The 19517-nt window shown below is 71.8% G+C and carries 16 protein-coding genes; 6 read left to right on the forward strand and 10 right to left on the reverse strand.

All coding sequences use genetic code 11. The annotated features are described in order from the left end of the window. Positions 1-81: 81 nt before the first annotated feature. Positions 82-423 (reverse strand): anti-sigma factor antagonist BldG, encoded by a 342-nt coding sequence (gene bldG, locus ACWDYJ_RS21210; protein WP_267751850.1) that lies wholly within the window; start codon positions 421-423, stop codon positions 82-84. An 81-nt stretch (positions 424-504) separates the two neighbouring features. On the opposite strand from bldG, the gene ACWDYJ_RS21215 reads away from it, so the two are divergent. Then, the gene (locus tag ACWDYJ_RS21215; RefSeq protein WP_451567131.1) at positions 505-3003 is read left to right on the forward strand and encodes a DEAD/DEAH box helicase; all 2499 of its coding nucleotides are present in this window, start codon (positions 505-507) and stop codon (positions 3001-3003) included. Positions 3004-3045: 42 nt separating this feature from the next. Here the strand turns inward: ACWDYJ_RS21215 and ACWDYJ_RS21220 are convergent, their stop codons facing one another. The 7 genes from ACWDYJ_RS21220 to ssd all read right to left on the reverse strand — a co-directional run bounded on the left by ACWDYJ_RS21220 (position 3046) and on the right by ssd (position 7998). Next, entirely contained in the window at positions 3046-3384 is a 339-nt protein-coding gene (locus ACWDYJ_RS21220) for an Rv3654c family TadE-like protein (protein WP_451567132.1), read from the reverse strand. Continuing rightward, positions 3381-3758: a TadE family type IV pilus minor pilin gene (locus ACWDYJ_RS21225; RefSeq protein WP_451567133.1), complete on the reverse strand. Its 378-nt coding sequence runs from the start codon at positions 3756-3758 to the stop codon at positions 3381-3383. The genes ACWDYJ_RS21220 and ACWDYJ_RS21225 overlap by 4 nt, the downstream gene beginning before the upstream one ends. Continuing rightward, on the reverse strand, positions 3745-3942 hold the full coding sequence (locus tag ACWDYJ_RS21230; RefSeq protein ID WP_451567134.1) for a DUF4244 domain-containing protein: 198 nt from the start codon (positions 3940-3942) through the stop codon (positions 3745-3747). Before ACWDYJ_RS21230 ends, ACWDYJ_RS21225 begins: the two co-directional genes overlap by 14 nt. A gap of 75 nt (positions 3943-4017) precedes the next feature. After that, positions 4018-4794, reverse strand: coding sequence for a type II secretion system F family protein (locus tag ACWDYJ_RS21235; RefSeq protein ID WP_451567135.1), 777 nt, complete (start codon positions 4792-4794; stop codon positions 4018-4020). Then, positions 4794-5678, reverse strand: coding sequence for a type II secretion system F family protein (locus tag ACWDYJ_RS21240; RefSeq protein ID WP_451567136.1), 885 nt, complete (start codon positions 5676-5678; stop codon positions 4794-4796). The genes ACWDYJ_RS21235 and ACWDYJ_RS21240 overlap by 1 nt, the downstream gene beginning before the upstream one ends. Then, positions 5675-6823 (reverse strand): TadA family conjugal transfer-associated ATPase, encoded by a 1149-nt coding sequence (locus ACWDYJ_RS21245; protein WP_451567137.1) that lies wholly within the window; start codon positions 6821-6823, stop codon positions 5675-5677. The genes ACWDYJ_RS21240 and ACWDYJ_RS21245 overlap by 4 nt, the downstream gene beginning before the upstream one ends. Further along, the gene (gene ssd, locus ACWDYJ_RS21250) at positions 6820-7998 is read right to left on the reverse strand and encodes a septum site-determining protein Ssd (protein ID WP_451567154.1); all 1179 of its coding nucleotides are present in this window, start codon (positions 7996-7998) and stop codon (positions 6820-6822) included. The genes ACWDYJ_RS21245 and ssd overlap by 4 nt, the downstream gene beginning before the upstream one ends. 489 nt (positions 7999-8487) lie before the next feature. Here ssd and ACWDYJ_RS21255 point away from each other — a divergent pair, with 489 nt between their 5' ends. Further along, positions 8488-9357 carry an HAD family hydrolase gene (locus tag ACWDYJ_RS21255; RefSeq protein WP_451567138.1) on the forward strand — a complete coding sequence of 290 codons (870 nt, stop codon included), beginning with the start codon at positions 8488-8490 and terminating at the stop codon, positions 9355-9357. Positions 9358-9767: 410 nt separating this feature from the next. Here the strand turns inward: ACWDYJ_RS21255 and ACWDYJ_RS21260 are convergent, their stop codons facing one another. Then, the gene (locus ACWDYJ_RS21260) at positions 9768-10589 is read right to left on the reverse strand and encodes an oxidoreductase (protein WP_451567139.1); all 822 of its coding nucleotides are present in this window, start codon (positions 10587-10589) and stop codon (positions 9768-9770) included. Between the two features lie 109 nt (positions 10590-10698). On the opposite strand from ACWDYJ_RS21260, the gene ACWDYJ_RS21265 reads away from it, so the two are divergent. After that, positions 10699-11703, forward strand: a complete 1005-nt coding sequence (locus ACWDYJ_RS21265) for an ATP-binding protein (protein WP_451567140.1) — start codon at positions 10699-10701, stop codon at positions 11701-11703. Here ACWDYJ_RS21265 and ACWDYJ_RS21270 read toward each other — a convergent pair. After that, positions 11672-12967 (reverse strand): hypothetical protein, encoded by a 1296-nt coding sequence (locus tag ACWDYJ_RS21270; protein ID WP_451567141.1) that lies wholly within the window; start codon positions 12965-12967, stop codon positions 11672-11674. The two genes, ACWDYJ_RS21265 and ACWDYJ_RS21270, sit on opposite strands and share 32 nt — an antisense overlap. Positions 12968-13198: 231 nt before the next feature. On the opposite strand from ACWDYJ_RS21270, the gene ACWDYJ_RS21275 reads away from it, so the two are divergent. From ACWDYJ_RS21275 to nhaA, 3 genes are all read left to right on the forward strand, one after another. Next, complete coding sequence (locus ACWDYJ_RS21275) at positions 13199-15673, forward strand: SulP family inorganic anion transporter (RefSeq protein ID WP_451567142.1); 2475 nt, start codon at positions 13199-13201, stop codon at positions 15671-15673. A 220-nt stretch (positions 15674-15893) separates the two neighbouring features. Further along, positions 15894-17849, forward strand: a complete 1956-nt coding sequence (gene acs, locus ACWDYJ_RS21280; protein ID WP_451567143.1) for an acetate--CoA ligase — start codon at positions 15894-15896, stop codon at positions 17847-17849. 227 nt (positions 17850-18076) lie between these two features. Then, positions 18077-19489, forward strand: coding sequence for a Na+/H+ antiporter NhaA (gene nhaA / locus ACWDYJ_RS21285; protein WP_451567144.1), 1413 nt, complete (start codon positions 18077-18079; stop codon positions 19487-19489). Positions 19490-19517: the final 28 nt, after the last annotated feature.

Genomic DNA, 19517 nt, shown 5'->3' on the forward strand with positions numbered 1-19517 from the left:
CAGGGGCCCGGACCACCCGTGGTCCGGTACCCCCGCTCCTCCAGGCTCCTGCGCCGCCTCGGCGGCCGTCGCCAGGAGCCGTCAGTCGGTGGCGCTGACGGCGTCTTCCACAGACGTGTGGATCGGGAACACCTTGGTCAGACCGGTGATTCGGAAGATCTTCAGGATGCGCTCCTGGTTGCAGACCAGACGCAGCGAGCCCTCGTGCGCGCGAACACGCTTGAGGCCTCCCACGAGCACACCGAGGCCGGTGGAGTCGAGGAAGTCCACTCGCTCCATGTCGACAACCAAGTGGTAGCTGCCGTCGTTCACCAACTCCACCAACTGCTCGCGCAGCTTGGGCGCGGTATACACATCAATCTCGCCACCGACCTCTACGACCGTGCGGTCGCCGACAGTGCGAGTCGACAGGGACAGGTCCACGGATCCTCCAGCACCTTGCTATCGAGCGGCGCCCCCCAGGGGCCTCCCCACCCGAAGGTAGGGGAGGGATCGGCTGCCGCGATGGCATTCAATCACTTACCGGCAGGCGCGCACGACGCCTTGGGGCCATTGTCCCGCACGCCAGTGACACACTCGGTTCCAATGGCCAGCACTCACCGCCCCGGTCGGCCCACGGTACCCGCGGATCCACGACCCACCCCCGGCACGGTCCTGGACCGTCTGTCACGGGGGTCTTCCCGAGCTGCGCGCATCACTCATACGGAGCACTTGCCCCCTCGGGAGGGTCGTCATGCGGTCTGGCCCGACCTCATCCGAACGGATGTCGTAGCCGCCATCCAAGCCGCGGGGATCGAACATCCGTGGGAACACCAGGCCACGGCCGCCGAGCACGCCCTGGACGGGCAGTCCGTGGTCGTCGCCACCGGCACCGCCTCGGGCAAGTCCCTGGCCTACCTCGCGCCCGTGCTCTCCGCCCTCGTGGAGGGGGCGCAGGCCCCGAACGGGAGGGGCGCGACCGCCCTGTACCTGGCCCCCACCAAGGCGCTGGCCGCCGATCAGCGGCGCGCCGTACGCGAGCTGGCCGCCCCGCTCGGCAACGCGGTCCGTCCCGCCGTCTACGACGGCGACACGCCCGTAGAAGAACGCGAATGGGTGCGCCAGTACGCCAATTACGTCCTCACCAACCCCGACATGCTGCACCGCGGGATCCTCCCTGCCCACCCGCGCTGGTCCTCCTTCCTGCGGGCCCTGCGCTACGTCGTGATCGACGAGTGCCACACCTACCGCGGGGTCTTCGGCTCCCACGTCGCCCAGGTCCTGCGCCGGCTGCGGCGGCTGTGCGCCCGCTACGGCTCCGAGCCCGTCTTCCTGCTGGCCTCCGCCACCGCGAGCGAGCCGGCGGCCGCCGCCTCCCGGCTGACCGGGGTGCCGGTCATCGAGGTCACCGACGACGCCTCGCCGCGCGGGGAGGTGGTCTTCGCCCTGTGGGAGCCGCCGCTGACCGACCTCAAGGGCGAGAAGGGCGCTCCGGTACGCCGTACCGCCACCGCCGAGACCGCCGACCTGCTGACGGATCTGGTCGTCCAGGGCGTCCGTACGGTGGCCTTCGTACGGTCCCGGCGCGGGGCCGAGCTGATCGCCGTCATCGCCCAGGAGCGGCTCGCGGGGGTGGACCGCTCGCTGCCCGGGCGTGTCGCGGCCTACCGGGGCGGCTACCTGCCCGAGGAGCGGCGGGCCCTGGAGCGGGCCCTGCACTCCGGTGAGCTGCTCGGCCTGGCCGCCACGACCGCCCTGGAGCTGGGCGTGGACGTCTCCGGCCTCGACGCCGTCCTGATCACCGGATACCCGGGCACCCGCGCCTCGCTGTGGCAGCAGGCCGGGCGGGCCGGCCGTTCGGGCCAGGGCGCCCTGGCCGTCCTGGTCGCCCGGGACGACCCGCTGGACACCTACCTGGTCCACCACCCCGAGGCGCTGTTTCAGCAGCCGGTGGAGGCCACCGTCCTGGACCCGGACAACCCGTACGTCCTGGCCCCGCACCTGTGCGCGGCAGCCGCGGAGCTTCCGCTCACGGAACCCGACCTGGAACTCTTCGGCCCGGCGACCCGCGAACTCCTTCCGCAGCTGGAGGCGGCGAAGCTGCTGCGCCGCCGGGCCACGGCCTGGCACTGGACCAGGCGGGAGCGGGCCTCGGACCTGACCGACATCCGGGGCGGGGGCGGCCGGCCCGTGCAGATCGTGGAGGCCTCGACCGGCCGGCTGCTGGGCACGGTCGACGAAGCGGCCTCCCACACCGCCGTCCACGACGGGGCCGTCCATCTCCACCAGGGCCGCGCCTACCTGGTGAAACACCTGGACCTGGAGGATTCGGTCGCCCTCGTCGAGGAATCGAATCCGCCGTTCTCCACCACCGCCCGCGACACCACCTCCATCTCCATCCTGGAGACCGAGACCGAGATCCCGTGGGGCGCGGCCCGGCTCTGCTTCGGTTCCGTCGAGGTCACCAACCAGGTCGTCTCCTACCTGCGCCGCAAACTGATCACCGGCGAGGTGCTCGGCGAGGCCAAGCTGGACCTGCCGCCTCGCACCCTGCGCACCCGGGCCGTGTGGTGGACGGTCACGGAGGACCAGCTCGACGAGGCCCGGATCAACCCGGAGATCCTCGGCGGCGCCCTGCACGCCGCCGAGCACGCCTCCATCGGCCTCCTCCCGCTGTTCGCGACCTGCGACCGCTGGGACATCGGCGGCGTCTCCGTGCCGCTGCATCCCGACACCCTGCTGCCCACGGTGTTCGTCTACGACGGCCACCCCGGCGGCGCCGGCTTCGCGGAGCGGGGCTTCCACACGGCCCACGCCTGGCTGACGGCCACCCGTGACGCCATCGCCGCCTGCGAGTGCGAGGCGGGCTGCCCCTCCTGCGTCCAGTCCCCCAAGTGCGGCAACGGCAACGACCCCCTCCACAAACGCGGCGCCATCCGTCTCCTCACCCGTCTCCTCGCCCCGGCCCCCGACGCCGCGACGCCGGATCCAGACGCCGCCGAAGAGCAGCCACCGGCCGGCTGAGGACCGCTGGGCCGCTCGGGTGACGGCGCCCCGCCACCCCGGTCAGCCCGGCCGCAGCGGCGGACCGGCGCGGGCCGGGAGAGCCGGGGCGAACGGGCCCGCCCGGACTCGGGCTGTGACTTCCGCCACTTCCCCCTCGACGCGGCACGCGATCACCGTCGCGTCCTGCGCCCGGGCCACGCGGACCGCCGTGGCGCAGGCCGCCTCGGGGCCGTGGGCCCAGGTAGCCGCCGCCGCGAGGGCCGCCAGGTCGGCCGCCGCACCGGCCCTGTGGCGGGCACCGACGGCCTGACCGAGCAGCAGCACGCCTCCGAACACCGTTCCCAGCACCGTGACCACCACCATGGCCCACACCGTCGCCGAGCCCCGGTCCCGGTTCACGGCGGCGGCCCCACGCTGTCCTCGGCCAGGGCCACCGCCTGCGCCCCGAGCCGTACCCGCAGCCCACCCGGGCCCGGCGCGGGCGCCGCCACCCGGACCCGCCACAGGTCGCCCGACCGCTCCAGCTCCACCCGCGCCCCCGGCGGTGCGGCCTCCCTGGCCGCCCCGAGCGCCACCTCCGCCGGCTCCGAGCGGGCCGCCGCCCGGGCACCGGCCCGAGCGGCGTCCACACACCGGATCTGCGCGGCCGCAGCCATCAGCGCCCACACCAGCAGCGCCGCGAACAGCACCAGCGCCGGGATGACCAGAGCCGCCTCCGCCGTCACATATCCGCCGTCCCCGATTCCCGGCGGCTTTCGCTCAGAACGGCGCATCGAGCGCCTTCCCGATGGTCGACTGCAGCGCCGTCGAGACCACCTCGCTCGTCACCACCTTGTACAGAACCGCGGCGAACGCACACGCCGCGATCGTGCCCATGGCGTATTCCGACGTCGACATTCCGGCATCGCCCTTGCGGCCGACCAGCGCCGCCCTCATCCGAAACCAGATGATCCTCATGACAACCTCCTGTGGATTTTCGTTCTTGATGTGTTTTCAGCTTTTGATCAGTACGTCTTTTGAGTGCCCCGCCTTTCAGCTGCCCGACAGCAACCCGGAGGCCATTCCGATCACCACCGGCGCCACTCCGACCGCCAGGAACGCGGGGAGGAAACAGAGCCCCACCGGCGCGGTGACGAGCACCGCCGCCCGCTGCGCCCTGGCGCCCGCCTGCCGGGACCGGTCCGCCCGGAGGGCCGCCGCCAGGCGGGATACCGGCTCCGCGGCCGGCGCCCCCGTCCGGGCGGCCCGCTCCAGGCATTCCGCCAACCCCCGGGCGCCCGGTATCTCGGCCAACCTCCCCCACGCGGCGCCCGGTTCCCCGCCGAGCCGCAGCTCCGCCCCCGCTCGCGCCAGCCGCTCTCCCACCGGGCCACCGAGCGAGTCCCCCACCACCTCGGCCGCCTCCACCGGCCCCGCACCAGCCGCCAGGCAGGCGGCCAGCAGATCCGCAGCGAACGGCAACTGCCGCTCCGCTTCCCGCGCATCGAACCCGGCCGACGGCCGCGCCCGGGTGAGCAGGCGCCGCACTCCGAAGGCCGCACCGCAGCCGACCAGCACCCCCAGCCCTCCGCCGATCAGCACCCAGCCGGCCAGCAACGCCCCGAACGGTCCGGCCCACGTCACCGACGCCGCCCGTATCCGGCGCCCCCACACCGGCCCGCCCCGCACCGGTTCCGCCCGGAACAGTCCCCTGAGCCTTCGCCGCGCCGCCCGCCGGCGCAGCCGCGCCCACACCACCGACACCACGCACCACACCGCCGCCAGGAGGCACCACGCCATCCCCAGCCTGTGGACCACTGACCCGCCCATCACCGCTCCCCCGCCCGTACGATCCGCCGACACCACAGCAGTCCCAGCGCCTCCAGCACCCCGCCGGCCATCAGGCAGCCCCACCCCACCGGGGAGTGCAGCAGCACCCGCAGCGGATCCGCCCCCAGCCCCGTACCGATCAACAGCCCCACCAGCGGCAGCAGCGCGAGCACAACGGCAGTCGATCTGGCTCCCGCCAACTGGGCCCGCAGGGACTCCTCACGGTCCCGCTCGGCCCGCAACGCCCCCTCCATCCGATCCAGTCCGGCCGCCAGGCCGGCTCCGCCGTCCACCGATACCCGCCAGCAGGCCGCCATCCCGGCCAGTCCCTCCGCGCCCGGCTCCCGGGACGCCTCGCGCAGTGCCCCGGCCACATCACCGCCGAACGCCGCGGCGGCCAGTACGCCCGCCTCCACCGCGCCCGGGCCCCCGGGGCCCGCGGCCGTACGGCGCATCGCCGCCAGCAAGGCCTGGCCGGGCTGCGCCCCGGCCCGCAACTCCCCCACCACGGCCCCGCACAGCGCCACCACCTCGGCGGCACGGGCGCCGCGCGCCCGTTCCCGGTCCCTGGCCCGCAGCCAGCGCCGCAGCAGCGGCACCGAGGCCGCTCCCAGCACCAGCGGGATCACGGACCCGCCCAGCAGGGCGACCACCAGCCCGGCCAGGAGAGCGGCCCACTCCCGCGATCGCCCCGCCCGTACCCGCACCAAGGCGAGCAACCGCTGCCCGTACGCCGGTCCACCCGGCACCACCGGACCTCCCCCTGCCAGCACCAACCGGGCCCTCCGGGACACGTGGTCACCCCCGGCCAGCACCCAGGCGGCCGCACCGGCGCACAGCACCCCGGCGAACACCGCCACCGACCCGAACGGCCCGGCGCTCACCGGACACCTCCCAGCAGCGGCGCCAGCCGCGCCCAGCCCGGCTCCCGTACGAAGCCGCGCGCCGCCCAGCGCAACGCCGGGACGGTCACCACCAGCCCGGCCTGATCCCGCTCCAGCACATGCACCTCGGCCACCCGGCGGCGCCCGGTACGGTCACGCACCAGGTGAATCACCAGGGTCAGCGCCGCCGCCAACTGGCTGTGCAGCGCGGCGCGGTCGAGCCCCGCAGCCGTCCCCAGCGCCTCCAGCCGGGCCGGGACGTGCGCGGCGGCATTGGCGTGCACCGTGCCGCAGCCACCTTCGTGCCCGGTGTTCAGCGCGGCGAGCAGGTCCGCCACCTCAGCGCCCCGCACCTCGCCGACCACCAGCCGGTCGGGCCGCATCCGCAGCGCCTGGCGGACCAGATCCGCCAGGGTGACCAGCCCCGCCCCCTCCTGGTTCGCGGGCCGCGACTCCAGCCTCACCACATGCGGATGGTCGGGGCGCAGCTCGGCCGAGTCCTCGGCCAGCACGATCCGCTCACCCGGCCCGACCAGCCCCAGCAAGGCGCTGAGCAGAGTGGTCTTGCCCGTCCCCGTCCCACCGGAGACGAGGAACGACAGCCGTGCCTCGACCATCGCCCGCAGCAGTCGCTGGCCGCCCGGCGGCAGGGTCCCCGCCGCCACCAGTTCCTCCAGCGTGAACGCCTTCGGCCGCACCACCCGCAGAGAGAGGCACGCCGACCCGACCGCCACCGGAGGCAGCACGGCATGCAGCCGGGTGCCGTCAGGCATCCGGGCGTCCACCCAGGGCCTGGCGTCGTCCAGTCGCCGCCCCGCGACGGCGGCCAGCCGCTGGGCCAGCCTGCGCACGGCCTCGGCGTCGGTGAAGGTCACCGCGGTCAGCTCCAGCCCGCCACCCCGGTCCACCCACACCCGGTCCGGGGCGGCCACCAGCACATCGGTGACCTCCGGGTCGGCGAGGAGGCGTTCCAGCGGGCCGGCGCCGACCAGCTCTGAGCGTAATTCGGCGGCCACGCCCAGCACTTCCGTGTCTCCGAGCAGCCGGCCCTGGGCCCGCAGGGCCGCCGCGACCCGGGCCGGTGTCGGCTCGGCGCCGCTCTCGGCCAGGCGTTGGCGCACCGCGTCCAGCAGCACCGCGCTCATGCCGGCACCCCCTGGGCGGAGCCGAGCGCCCGCTGCCAGAAGCCGTCGCAGAACCGGGCCAGCGTGCCCCGCGCTCCCGGCGGTTCCCCTTCGGCCACCCGCCCCGGGAGCCCCACCTCGACCGGCACCTCACCGGCCAGCGGCGCCCCCAGCAGCCGCGCCACGGCCTCGGCGTCGAGCCCGTCCGGGCAGCGGCCCCGTACGACCACCCGGACGTCCCGGGCCACCATCCGAACCCCGGCCGCCACCCTCCCGGCGGCGGCCACCGAGCGCAGTTCGCCCGGCACCACCATCAGCACCAGGTCCAGCTGGGCCAGCACCTCCGCCACGGCCTCGTCCACCCGGCGGGGCAGGTCGACGACCACCACCCCGCCCCTGCGGCGGGCGGCGGCCACCACGGACCGCACGGCGGCGGGCGGCACGACCACCCGGTCGCCGCGGTCCCAGCTCAGCACCCGCAGCGCGTGCAGTTCGGGCAGGGACTCCTCCAGCGCCCCGGCCCCGACCCGGCCGCGCGAGGCGGCGAAGTCGGGCCAGCGCAGCCCCTCGGCGCTCTCACCGCCGAGCAGCACGTCCATGCCGCCGCCGAGCGGATCCCCGTCGATGAGGATGGTGCGCTCGCCGACGCGGGCGGCACGCAGGGCGAGGGCGCAGGCGAGCGTGGACGCGCCGGCCCCGCCGCTGCCGCCGATCACGCCGACCGTGAGGGCGGGACGCCCGGCCCCTTCCACCACATCGGCGATGCGGTCGACCAGCCGGTTCTCGGCGTCGGGCAGCCGCAGCACCTCCTGCGCGCCGATCTCCACCGCCCGCTGCCACACCTGGGGGTCGTCGAGGTCACGGCCGACGAGGAACACCCCGTCCCGGCGCGGCGCTCCGCGCACCCGGCGGGCGGCGTCGTCCCCGACCAGCACGAGCGGGGCGGACTCCCAGCCGACGCTCCCGCGCGCTGCTGCGGCGCTCGGACCGCTCCCGTCACCCCCAGAACCCAGGTCACCACCGGCTCCGCTTTGCTCGGGCACCGCATGGTGCACATGCGGCTCGGCGCCCGCGGCGGCGCACAGCCGCAGCAGATCGTCCAGCAGCAGCGGATCCTCGGTGATGATCAGCGGCCGCCCGCCGCCTGGTCCCACGCCGCCCGCACGGGGCGACAGCGCGCCCCCACCGGCCACCACGGGCTCCGGTACTTCACACGACTTCGATCCAGCCACGATCTCCGCCCCCTTCTCACCGCAAATCCACGAGCCGCGGACTTCGCGGCTGGAATCACCGTGCAGGGTTCCGGAAAATGAAGTGGATCTTGGTCGAAAACTGTGGACAAGAGGCCGGTTGTGAATAACTTCGCCACCCCATCAGGTGAGTTCCACAGCGCGGCGGAACCACTACGGAGCGTGACGAGTTCGAGAGGGTGAGGGCCTTCGCCGTGCGGGCCCACTGAAGGGGAAGGGCCGGGCAGATGGTCTCTGAAGGCCGAAGGCATGGGACGCAAACCGCGTCCGGACATGCGACGACCCCCGCCGGGGGGGAGAGCGGGGGTCGTCCCCACGGTCCGACTCGGGGGGGGAGGAGCCAGACCGGGTTAGCACGGTCGCGAACGATCCGTGACTTCCATGGTGTACCCGAGAGCCCTCTCAGGCAAACCCACGCGCCACACCTTACGCCGAATGGTGGGCGCATATGCTCGGCTCGTGGAAAATCAGCCCTTGCCGCACTCCTCGCCTCGGACCGCCGCCTTCTTCGACCTGGACAAGACGGTCATTGCGAAGTCCAGCACTCTGACGTTCAGCAAGTCCTTCTACCAGGGCGGCCTGATCAACCGGCGGGCCGTGCTGCGGACCGCGTACACCCAGTTCATCTTCCTGGCCGGCGGCGCCGACCACGACCAGATGGAGCGCATGCGCGAGTACCTGTCCGCCTTGTGCAAGGGGTGGAACGTGCAGCAGGTGCGGGAGATCGTCGCCGAAGCGCTGCACGACCTGATCGACCCCATCATCTACGACGAGGCCGCGTCGCTGATCGAGGCCCACCACACCGCCGGGCGTGACGTGGTGATCGTGTCGACCTCCGGCGCCGAAGTCGTCGAGCCGATCGGGGAGATGCTCGGTGCGGACCGGGTCGTCGCCACCCGCATGGTGGTCGGCGAGGACGGCTGCTTCACCGGAGAGATCGCGTACTACGCCTACGGCCCCACGAAGGCGGAAGCCGTCCGCGAGCTCGCGGAGTCCGAGGGGTACGACCTCGCGCGCTGCTACGCCTACAGCGACTCGATCACCGACGTGCCGATGCTGGAGGCCGTGGGGCACCCGCACGCGGTCAATCCCGACCGGGCGCTCAGGCGCGAGGCGGTCGCGCGGGAGTGGCCGGTGCTGGTGTTCAACAAGCCCGTACGGCTCAAGCAGCGGCTGCCGGGGCTGTCGATGCCCGCGCGACCCGCGCTCGTCGCCGCCGCGGCGGTCGGAGCGGCAGCGGCCACCGCCGGACTGGTCTGGTACGCGAGCCGGCGTCGGGCCATGATCGCCGCCGCGACCTCCTGAATCTGCCCGACTCCCGGCCGGCGACCACCTGGGGGCTGTCCCGACCCATGGGGATACAGGATGTCCCGTTCAATTGGATTTGCCCCGAAAGGTAAAGAACTCAGGCCAGGGGTTTCGCTCCGGACCGCGGCGGAGTACAAATGAGTTAACGGCCCGCGAGACCAAAGAACATCCGAGAGGATCATCTTTAAAACGCAGTAAGGCCCACGGACCGAAGCATGAACGCCGAGCACCCACGCGACGTCGACCCGTCGATTACGGGCCAGCCGCACCAGGTGACGGGCAAAGTCCCCGACCTGATGGGCAACCATCGAGGACGCTTGGTAACTCGGCGTGAATGCCAGCGGCGACACCAACGCAAGACGGTGTCGCCGCAACCCATTCCCGGCCACCTTGGTGGGAGCTCAGGCTCAGGCCGCGCCCCGCTGGAGCGCCTCGCAGACCGCCGTCGACTCGCGGACTCCGAGTTCGATCGCCCGGCCGCAGTGCGCGATCCAGGCCGCCATTCCTTCCGCGGTGCCGGAGACGTACCCCTCGAAGGCCGTCAGGTACGCCGCGCGCCCCTGCTCCGCGTGACCCACCTCCGCCGGACAGATCGCCTTGGGGTCGAGGCCGCTGTTGATCAGCACGATCCGCTCGGCAGCACGCGCGACCAGCCCGTTGTACGAGCCGAAGGGCCGCAGGGCCAGCAGCTCCCCGTGCACCACGGCCCCCGTGATCAAGGCGGGAGCGGAACCGCCCGCGATGATCAGCCGGGACAGCCCGTCCAGCCGGCCCGCGACCTCGTCCGCGCTGGGCAGCGGAAGGTCCACCAGGGGCTCGTCCACCGGTTCACCCGCCAGCCGCGGCCGGCCCACCACGTCCCCGGCCTCGGTCGACCCCGAGGCGACCAGGTGCAGGCGCGCGAGGACCCGTAGCGGCGACTGGCGCCAGATGCTCAGCAGCTGACCGGCCTCGGCCGTCAGACGCAGGGCCGCGCCCACCGTCCGCGCCTCCGCCTCCGCACTGAAGTCGGTCCGGCGGCGCACCTCCTCCAGCGCCCAGTCGGCCCCGGACAGGGCGGCGCTGCCCCGAGCACCGCGCAGCGCGGCCTCCGAGGTGATCTCCCCGCTGCGCCGGCGCATCACCCGGTGCCCGTAGACCCGGTCCACTGCCTTGCGTACGGAATCCACGGACTCGGCGACACCCGGAAGCCCGGCCAGCGAGGCCAGCGGGTCAGAAGCGCTACTCATAAGTAAGGAGCCTACGCACTGCGGACCCTTGGCACCGACCCCTCCTTGGAGTGGTCTTCTTCACTCGGCTTGACCACGGGACGCTACCGTTCCACTACCCTTGGTGAACATGAAGATCGCTTTCGTGGGAAAGGGCGGCAGCGGCAAGACGACGCTGTCCTCCCTCTTCATCCGCCACCTCGCAGCCAATGAAGCCCCCGTCGTCGCGGTGGACGCCGACATCAACCAGCACCTGGGCCCCGCCCTCGGACTCGCCGACGACGAGGCCGCCGCACTGCCCGCCCTCGGGGCGCACCTGCCCCTGATCAAGGAGTACCTGCGCGGGTCCAACCCGCGCATCACGTCCACCGACAGCATGATCAAGACCACGCCCCCCGGCGCCGGTTCCCGCCTGCTGCGGGTGACCGAGGACAACCCGGTCTACGAGGCCTGCGCGCGCACGCTGCTCCTCGACGGGGACCCCGTACGACTGATGGCCACCGGACCGTTCACCGAGGCCGATCTCGGCGTGGCCTGCTACCACTCCAAGGTCGGCGCGGTCGAGCTGTGCCTCAACCACCTGGTCGACGGCCCGGACGAGTACGTCGTCGTCGACATGACCGCCGGTTCCGACTCCTTCGCCTCCGGCATGTTCACCCGCTTCGACGTGACCTTCCTGGTCGCCGAGCCCACCCGCAAGGGCGTCTCCGTCTACCGCCAGTACAAGGAGTACGCCCGGGACTTCGGGGTCGCGCTCAAGGTGGTCGGCAACAAGGTCCAGGGGCCGGAGGACATCGAGTTCCTCCAGGACGAGGTGGGCGAGGACCTGCTGGTCACCTTCGGGCATTCCGACTGGGTGCGGGCGATGGAGAAGGGCCGCCCGGCTCCGTTCGAGCTGCTGGAGGCCACGAACCGGCTCGCGCTGCAGGCGCTCCAGGACGCGGCCGAGGACTCGTACGCCGACCGTGACTGGGCGAAGTACACCGAGCAGATGGTGCACTTCCACCTGCGCAACGCGGAGAGCTGGGGGAACGCCAAGACCGGGGTCGACCTGGCGGACCAGGTCGACCCCGGGTTCGTCCTTCAGGAGGGACGGAACCTCGTCAGTCCTCGTCCGACTCCGCAGCCGGCTTGACCGTGCCGGGAGCCGAGGGGGCGGCCGGCGGCGCCGGCGGCCCCGCGGTGAGGAACTTCGCCCACCCCTGCTGCGGTGACTCACCGACGTCGAGGGTGCGCATCCACGTGACGACCTTGGGGTCCTGGGCGTCCAGCCAGTCGGCCAGCTCGCGGAACGGCACGCAGCGGACCTCCTTCTGGGTGCACATGCTCTTGATGGACTCCTCGACGGCGCGCATGTAGGTGCCGCCGTTCCACGACTCGAAGTGGTTGCCGATGATCAGCGGTGCGCGGTTGCCCTGATAGGCGCGGTCGAAGGCTTGTCGCAGGCCGTCGCGCATCTGGTCGCCCCAGTACCGGTGCTGCGAGGGGTCGCCCTGCGAGGTGGTCCCCGACTGGTTGACCATGAAGTTGTAGTCCATGCTCAGCGTCTCGAAGGCGCGGCCGGGAATGGGCACCAGTTGGAGCGGGATGTCCCAGAGCCCGTCCGTCTTCTTGGGCCAGATCTGCTTGCTGATGCCGCTGGAGTCGTAGCGGAAGCCCATGTCCTTGGCGGCCAGCATGAAGTTCTTCTGCCCTTCGAGGCAGGGCGTGCGGGCGCCGACGAGTTCCTTGTCGTAGTCGAAGGGCAGCGGCTCCATGCCCTTCAGGCCGGCGTTCGTCTTCCAGTTCTTGACGAAGGCCTTGGCCTGGTTGATCTCGCTCTTCCACTCGTCCACGGACCAGGTGCCGACGCCGCCGTCGGGACCGCAGAAGTGGCCGTTGAAGTGGGTGCCGATCTCGTTGCCGTCCAGCCAGGCCGCGCGGACCTGGGTGGCGGTGTCCTTGATGCCTTCGAGGTCGCCGAAGCCGATGTCGGAGCGGCCCGAGCCGTGCTGGGGAGCCGTGTAGAGGGAACGTTTCTCCTCCGGCAGCAGGTACACGCCGCTGAGGAAGTAGGTCATTCGGGCGTTGTACTTCTTGCCGACATCGCGGAAGTGCGAGAAGAGCTTCTGGCTGTCCTCGCCGGCCCCGTCCCACGAGAACACCACGAACTGCGGCGGCTTTTCGCCCGGCTTCAGCTTCTGCGGCTTCTCCACCTTGGGCTGCGGGCCGGTGTACGCGGTCGAACCGTCGCCGATGAGCTTGAGGACGCTGCCGGGTGCCCCCGGGGCGCCGGCCCCGGCGTTCTGGCCACCAGGGCCTGCGGACTTCGCGGGCTCGGAGCCGCCGCATCCGGCGGCACCGAGTACCAGGGCCGTGGCGACCAGGCCGCCGGCGATCTTCTTCGTGGCGGCGATCATCCGCACACCTCTCCCTCGCAGTTCCCTCGCGGACTTCCGTTCCGCAACGTCCCACGTGGTCGACTTTGAGGAAGGTATGACAAGCCGGACAAAATGCTTAATCACCCTTGGGTGCTAATTCGTAGGCCATTTGCCCGAATTATCCGCCACTCATCTTTACTCTCCATTACCGTCCATTTACTGAGTGTTGACTCCCGCCGCTTCATCCCTCCCCAGAGGAGACGGGAACCTATGACAGCCCCAGACGTCACAGCCCGAGCCCTTACCGCCGCCACCAAGAGCACCGAAGACCCCCGCAAGACCTTCTCCGCGGACCTGTCGGCCTCCATCGCCGTCTTCCTGATCGCCCTGCCGCTCTCGCTCGGCATCGCACTGGCCACCGGAGCCCCCCTTCAGGCCGGGCTGGTGGCAGCGGCCGTCGGCGGGATCGTGGCCGGACGGCTGGGCGGCGCTCCCCTTCAGGTCAGCGGGCCCGCCGCCGGACTGACGGTGGTGACCGCCGAGTTGATCCAGCACTACGGGTGGCGCACCACGTGTGCCATCACCGTGCTCGCCGGCTGCTGCCAGCTCGTGCTCGCCTTCCTGCGCACCGCCCGGTCGGCGCTCATGGTGAGTCCGGCGATCGTGCACGGCATGCTCGCGGGAATCGGCGTGACCATCGCGGTGGCCCAGCTGCACATCGTGCTGGGCGGCACCCCGCAGAGTTCCGTCGTGGCCAATGTGGCCGGGCTGCCCGCCCAGTTGGCCGACCTGCATCCGGCAGCACTCGGGATGAGCGCGTTGACCCTGTGCGTGCTGCTGGGATGGCCCCGGCTGCCGGGACGGACGGGCCGCGCCCTGCGCAGGATCCCGGCCGCGCTGGCCGCCGTCGCCACGGCCACCGCCTTCGCGGCCCTGGCGGGGCTCAGCCTGCCCCGCGTCGATCTGCCGTCCTGGCGCAGCCACGCGATGCCCGAACTGCCCGAGGGGCCGGTGCTCGGGCTGATCGCCGCGGTCCTGACCATCACACTGGTCGGCAGTGTGGAATCCCTGCTGTCCACGGTCGCCACCGACAAGCTGATCGCCGCCGAGCGGGGTACGGCCGACCGTCCGCCCCGCGCCGACCTCAACCGCGAACTGCGCGGCCAGGGCGCGGCGAACATCGTCTCCGGCGCGCTGGGCGGGCTGCCGGTCACCGGTGTGGCCGTCCGCAGCGTGGCCAACGTCAAGGCCGGTGCGGTCAGCCGGAAATCAGCCATGTTGCACGGGCTGTGGGTACTGGTCGCGGCCGGGCTGTTCGTCCCGGTCCTCGACATGATCCCGCTCGCGGCGCTGGCCGCCCTGGTGATGGCCGTCGGCGTCCAGATGGTCAGCATCACGCACCTGCGTACGGTCACCCGGCACCGCGAGGCCCTGGTCTACGCGACGACGATCGTGGCCGTGGTGCTGGGCGGGGTGCTGGAGGGGGTGGCCGTCGGAATCGCGGTGGCCGTCGCAGTGTCCCTCCACCGGCTGGCCAGGACCCGGATCACGGTGGAGGAGCGGGACGGCGTCCACCGGGTACGGGCCCGGGGGCAGTTGACCTTCCTCGCGGTGCCCCGGCTGAGCCGGGTGCTGAACCAGCTTCCGCAGCAGGGGCACGCGGTGATCGAGCTCGACGGCTCGTTCATGGACCACGCCGCCTACGAGACCCTGCAGGACTGGCAGGAGTCCCATCTGGCGCACGGCGGATCCCTGGAGCTCACCGGCCGCTCCCTCGGCGGCGACGGCACCGACCACCCGGCCCAGCGGGGGGCGTCGCGCGGAGGGCATCACTGCTGTCGCCCGTGGACGCCCTGGAAGAACCACTGCGCCCACCGTGCCACGCCCACCGCTGACGACACGCGCACCACAGGCGGCTCCGGCACCACCGACGGCCCCGGCGGCTCAGGCAGCTCCGGCGGCCACGGGAGCCACGGCGGCCACGGCAGCCCCAGCGGCGCGGGCGACCGTACGCAGTCAGGCGCGCCCGGCACGCAGGACGCGGCAGGCGTCGCGCAGGCCCCGGCCCGGCGGCGCGGGGCCGGGCAACTGGCCAGCGGGATCAGCGCCTTCCAGCGGGACACCGCGCCCCGCGTGCGCGACGAGCTGGCCCGACTCGCGCGCGAAGGACAGCGGCCCTCACAGCTCTTCCTGACCTGCGCGGACTCCCGCCTGGTGACCAGCATGATCACGGCCAGCGGCCCCGGCGACCTGTTCACCGTCCGCAACGTCGGCAATCTGGTCCCCCCGCCCGGCGCGGAGGCGACGGACGACTCGGTGGCGGCCGCCATCGAGTACGCGGTGGACGTGCTCCAGGTCGACAGCATCACCGTCTGCGGCCACTCGGGCTGCGGGGCCATGCAGGCCCTGCTGAACTCCCGCCCGGGAGCCCCGATGACCCCGCTGCGCCGCTGGCTGCGGCACGGCCAGCCCAGCCTGGAGCGGATGGCCAGCCGGCACCACGCCTGGGCCCGGATCTCGGGACGGCTCCCGGCCGACGCCGTGGAGCAGCTGTGCCTGACCAATGTGGTGCAGCAGCTGGAGCATCTACGGGCCCACGAATCGGTGGGTCGGCGGCTGGCCGAGGGCACGCTGGAGCTGCACGGCATGTACTTCCACGTGGGCGAGGCGCAGGCGTATCTGCTGTCCGAGGGAGAGGACTTTTTCGACTGTCGGGTTTTCGACAGCGTCGGCCACAACGCCTGATCCGCACAAGCTCTGAACCGATACCCTCCCGTATCCGTGCAAGCTGTTGGCCCCTTCCCGCACCCTGCAGCGGGAAGGGGCCTTCGTACGCCGTTCCCACGCGAGGCCCAGCCGTGCTATAGGTCTAAACCAATTCTCGGCTACCCCTTGTCACCTGGGCGTCTGAACTGATGAGCTATGCCCCGGGGACACAACGGACACCCTGGGAAAGGGAGATGTCGTGAGCAATGACAGCCTGGCCAATCTGCTCAAGGAGGAGCGGCGGTTCGCACCGCCTGCCGATCTGGCCGCCACCGCCAACGTGACCGAGGCGGCGTACGCACAGGCCGACGCGGACCGGCTGGGCTTCTGGGCCGAGCAGGCTCGGCGGCTCGCCTGGGCCACCGAGCCGACGGAGACGCTCGACTGGAGCAATCCGCCCTTCGCGAAGTGGTTCGCGGACGGCAAGCTGAACGTCGCGTACAACTGCGTGGACCGCCACGTCGAGGCCGGCAACGGCGACCGCGTCGCCCTCCACTTCGAGGGTGAGCCGGGCGACAGCCGCACGATCACGTACGCCGAGCTCAAGGACGAGGTCTCCAAGGCCGCCAACGCCCTGACCGAGCTGGGCGTGCAGGCCGGAGACCGGGTCGCCGTCTACCTGCCGATGATCCCGGAGGCGGTCGTCGCGATGCTCGCGTGCGCCCGCGTCGGCGCCGCGCACTCCGTGGTCTTCGGCGGCTTCTCCGCCGACGCCGTCGCCTCCCGCATCCAGGACGCCGACGCCAAGCTGGTGATCACCTCCGACGGCGGATACCGCCGCGGCAAGCCCAGCGCCCTCAAGCCCGCCATCGACGAGGCCGTCACCAAGTGCCCGCAGGTCGAGCACGTCCTCGTCGTACGCCGTACCGGCCAGGACACCGCCTTCACCGAGGGCCGGGACGTCTGGTGGCACGAGATCGTCGAGCGGCAGTCCGCCGAGCACACCCCGCAGGCCTTCGACGCCGAGCACCCGCTCTTCATCCTGTACACCTCGGGGACCACGGGTAAGCCGAAGGGCATCCTGCACACCTCCGGCGGCTACCTCACCCAGGCCGCGTACACCCACCAGGCCGTCTTCGACCTGAAGCCGGAGACCGACGTCTACTGGTGCACCGCCGACATCGGCTGGGTGACCGGGCACTCGTACATCGTCTACGGGCCGCTCGCCAACGGCGCCACCCAGGTGATGTACGAGGGCACCCCGGACACCCCGCACCAGGGCCGGTTCTGGGAGGTCGTGCAGAAGTACGGCGTCACCATCCTCTACACCGCGCCCACGGCGATCCGTACGTTCATGAAGTGGGGCGACGACATCCCCGCGAAGTTCGACCTGTCGAGCCTGCGCGTGCTGGGCTCGGTCGGCGAGCCGATCAATCCCGAGGCCTGGATCTGGTACCGCAAGCACATCGGCGGCGACCGCTGCCCGATCGTGGACACGTGGTGGCAGACCGAGACCGGCGCGATGATGATCTCCCCGCTGCCGGGTGTCACCGAGACCAAGCCGGGCTCGGCGCAGCGCGCCCTGCCCGGAATCTCCGCCACCGTCGTGGACGACGAGGCGAACGAGGTCCCGAACGGCGGAGGCGGCTACCTGGTCCTCACCGAGCCGTGGCCCTCGATGCTGCGCACGATCTGGGGTGACGACCAGCGCTTCATCGACACGTACTGGTCGCGCTTCGAGGGCAAGTACTTCGCGGGTGACGGCGCCAAGAAGGACGACGACGGCGACATCTGGCTGCTCGGCCGGGTCGACGACGTCATGCTGGTGTCCGGCCACAACATCTCGACGACCGAGGTCGAGTCGGCGCTCGTCTCGCATCCCTCCGTGGCCGAGGCGGCGGTCGTCGGCGCGGCCGACGAGACCACCGGTCAGGCGATCGTGGCCTTCGTCATCCTGCGCGGCAGCGCCTCCGAGACCGACACCCTGGTCTCCGAGCTCCGTAACCACGTCGGCGCCACGCTCGGCCCGATCGCCAAGCCGAAGCGGATCCTGCCCGTGCAGGAGCTGCCGAAGACCCGCTCGGGCAAGATCATGCGGCGCCTGCTGCGCGACGTGGCGGAGAACCGCGCGGTGGGTGACGTCACCACGCTGGCCGATTCCTCGGTCATGGACCTGATCCAGAGCAAGCTGCCCGACGCCTCCAGCGAGGACTGACGGAGCGGGGCCACAGGCCTGGAGGGTGTCCGGCGCACAACGCGCCGGACACCCTCCTCCCGTTTAAGGTGAAGATCACCCGATACGACTGCGCGCACCCTGTAAAGTAAACAACTCGTCAATACTGACGTTCGGATCGTTCGATACGTTCGATACCCACAGGGCGCGCCGGGAAGTCTGGTCGGCAACTGCATTCGTCATGCCGTCGACCAACCGGAGGTCCTACCGTGGACACGCCCACGCGCACACCGACGCCCAGCCGCAAGCTGCTCGGCCGGCTCTCCCTCCCCGAGCGTCGCTTCGTCGCCGATGCCCTGCGCACCGAGACCGTCGGCGGCGTACTGCTGCTCGTGGCCGCCATCGCCGCTCTGGTCTGGGCGAACGTTCCCGCCTTCGCGAGCGGCTACGACAGCGTCCGGTCCTTCCACATCGGCCCCGCCTCCCTCGGCCTGGACCTCTCCCTCCAGCACTGGGCGGCCGACGGCCTGCTCGCCGTCTTCTTCTTCGTCGCCGGCATCGAGCTCAAGCGCGAGCTGGTGGCGGGCGATCTGCGCGACCCCAAGGCCGCCGCGCTCCCGGTGATCGCCGCCCTCTGCGGCATGGCCGTGCCCGCGCTGGTCTACGTACTGGTCAACACCTTCGGCAACGGCTCGATGAACGGCTGGGCGGTCCCGACCGCCACCGACATCGCCTTCGCCCTCGCCGTCCTCGCGGTCATCGGCACCTCGCTGCCGTCCGCCCTGCGCGCCTTCCTCCTGACGCTCGCGGTCGTCGACGACCTCTTCGCCATCCTGATCATCGCGGTGTTCTTCACCAGCGACATCAACTTCCTGGCACTCGGCGGCGCGGCCGCCGGCCTCGTCCTGTTCTGGTTCCTGCTGCGCCGGGAGATCCGCGGCTGGTACGTCTACGTCCCGCTCGCCCTGGTCATCTGGGGCCTGATGTACAACAGCGGTGTGCACGCCACCATCGCGGGCGTGGCGATGGGCCTGATGCTCCGCTGCACCCGCAAGGACGGCGAGGAGCACTCCCCCGGCGAGCACATCGAGCACCTGGTCCGACCCCTCTCGGCCGGTCTGGCCGTGCCCCTCTTCGCGCTGTTCGCCGCCGGAGTCTCCCTCTCCGGCGAGTCCATCGGGGAGGTCTTCAGCCGGCCCGAGACCCTCGGCGTGGTCCTCGGCCTCGTCGTCGGCAAGGCCGTCGGCATCTTCGGCGGCACCTGGCTGGCCGCCCGGTTCACCAAGGCCGAACTGAACGAGGACCTCGCCTGGCCCGACGTACTCGCCGTGGCCACGCTCGCCGGCATCGGCTTCACCGTCTCCCTCCTGATCGGCGAACTGGCGTTCGCCGGGGATGCCACCCTCACCGACGAGGTCAAGGCCGCCGTCCTGATCGGCTCCCTCATCGCCGCCCTGATGGCGGGCGTCATGCTCAAGCTCCGCAACCGCACGTACAAGGCGCTCATCGAGGCGGAGGAGCGGGACGAGGACCACGACGGCATCCCGGACATCTACGAGGAGGACCAGCCCGACTACCACCTCCGGATGGCCAAGATCTACGAGGAGAGGGCCGCGGAGCACCGCCGCAAGGCCGAGATGGCCGCGGCCGGGTCCAGCAAGGAGGGCGGCGGTCCGGCATGATCTGACTGACGACGGAGGACAGCCGCCG

The sequence above is a fragment of the Streptomyces sp. NPDC003042 genome (assembly GCF_053591315.1).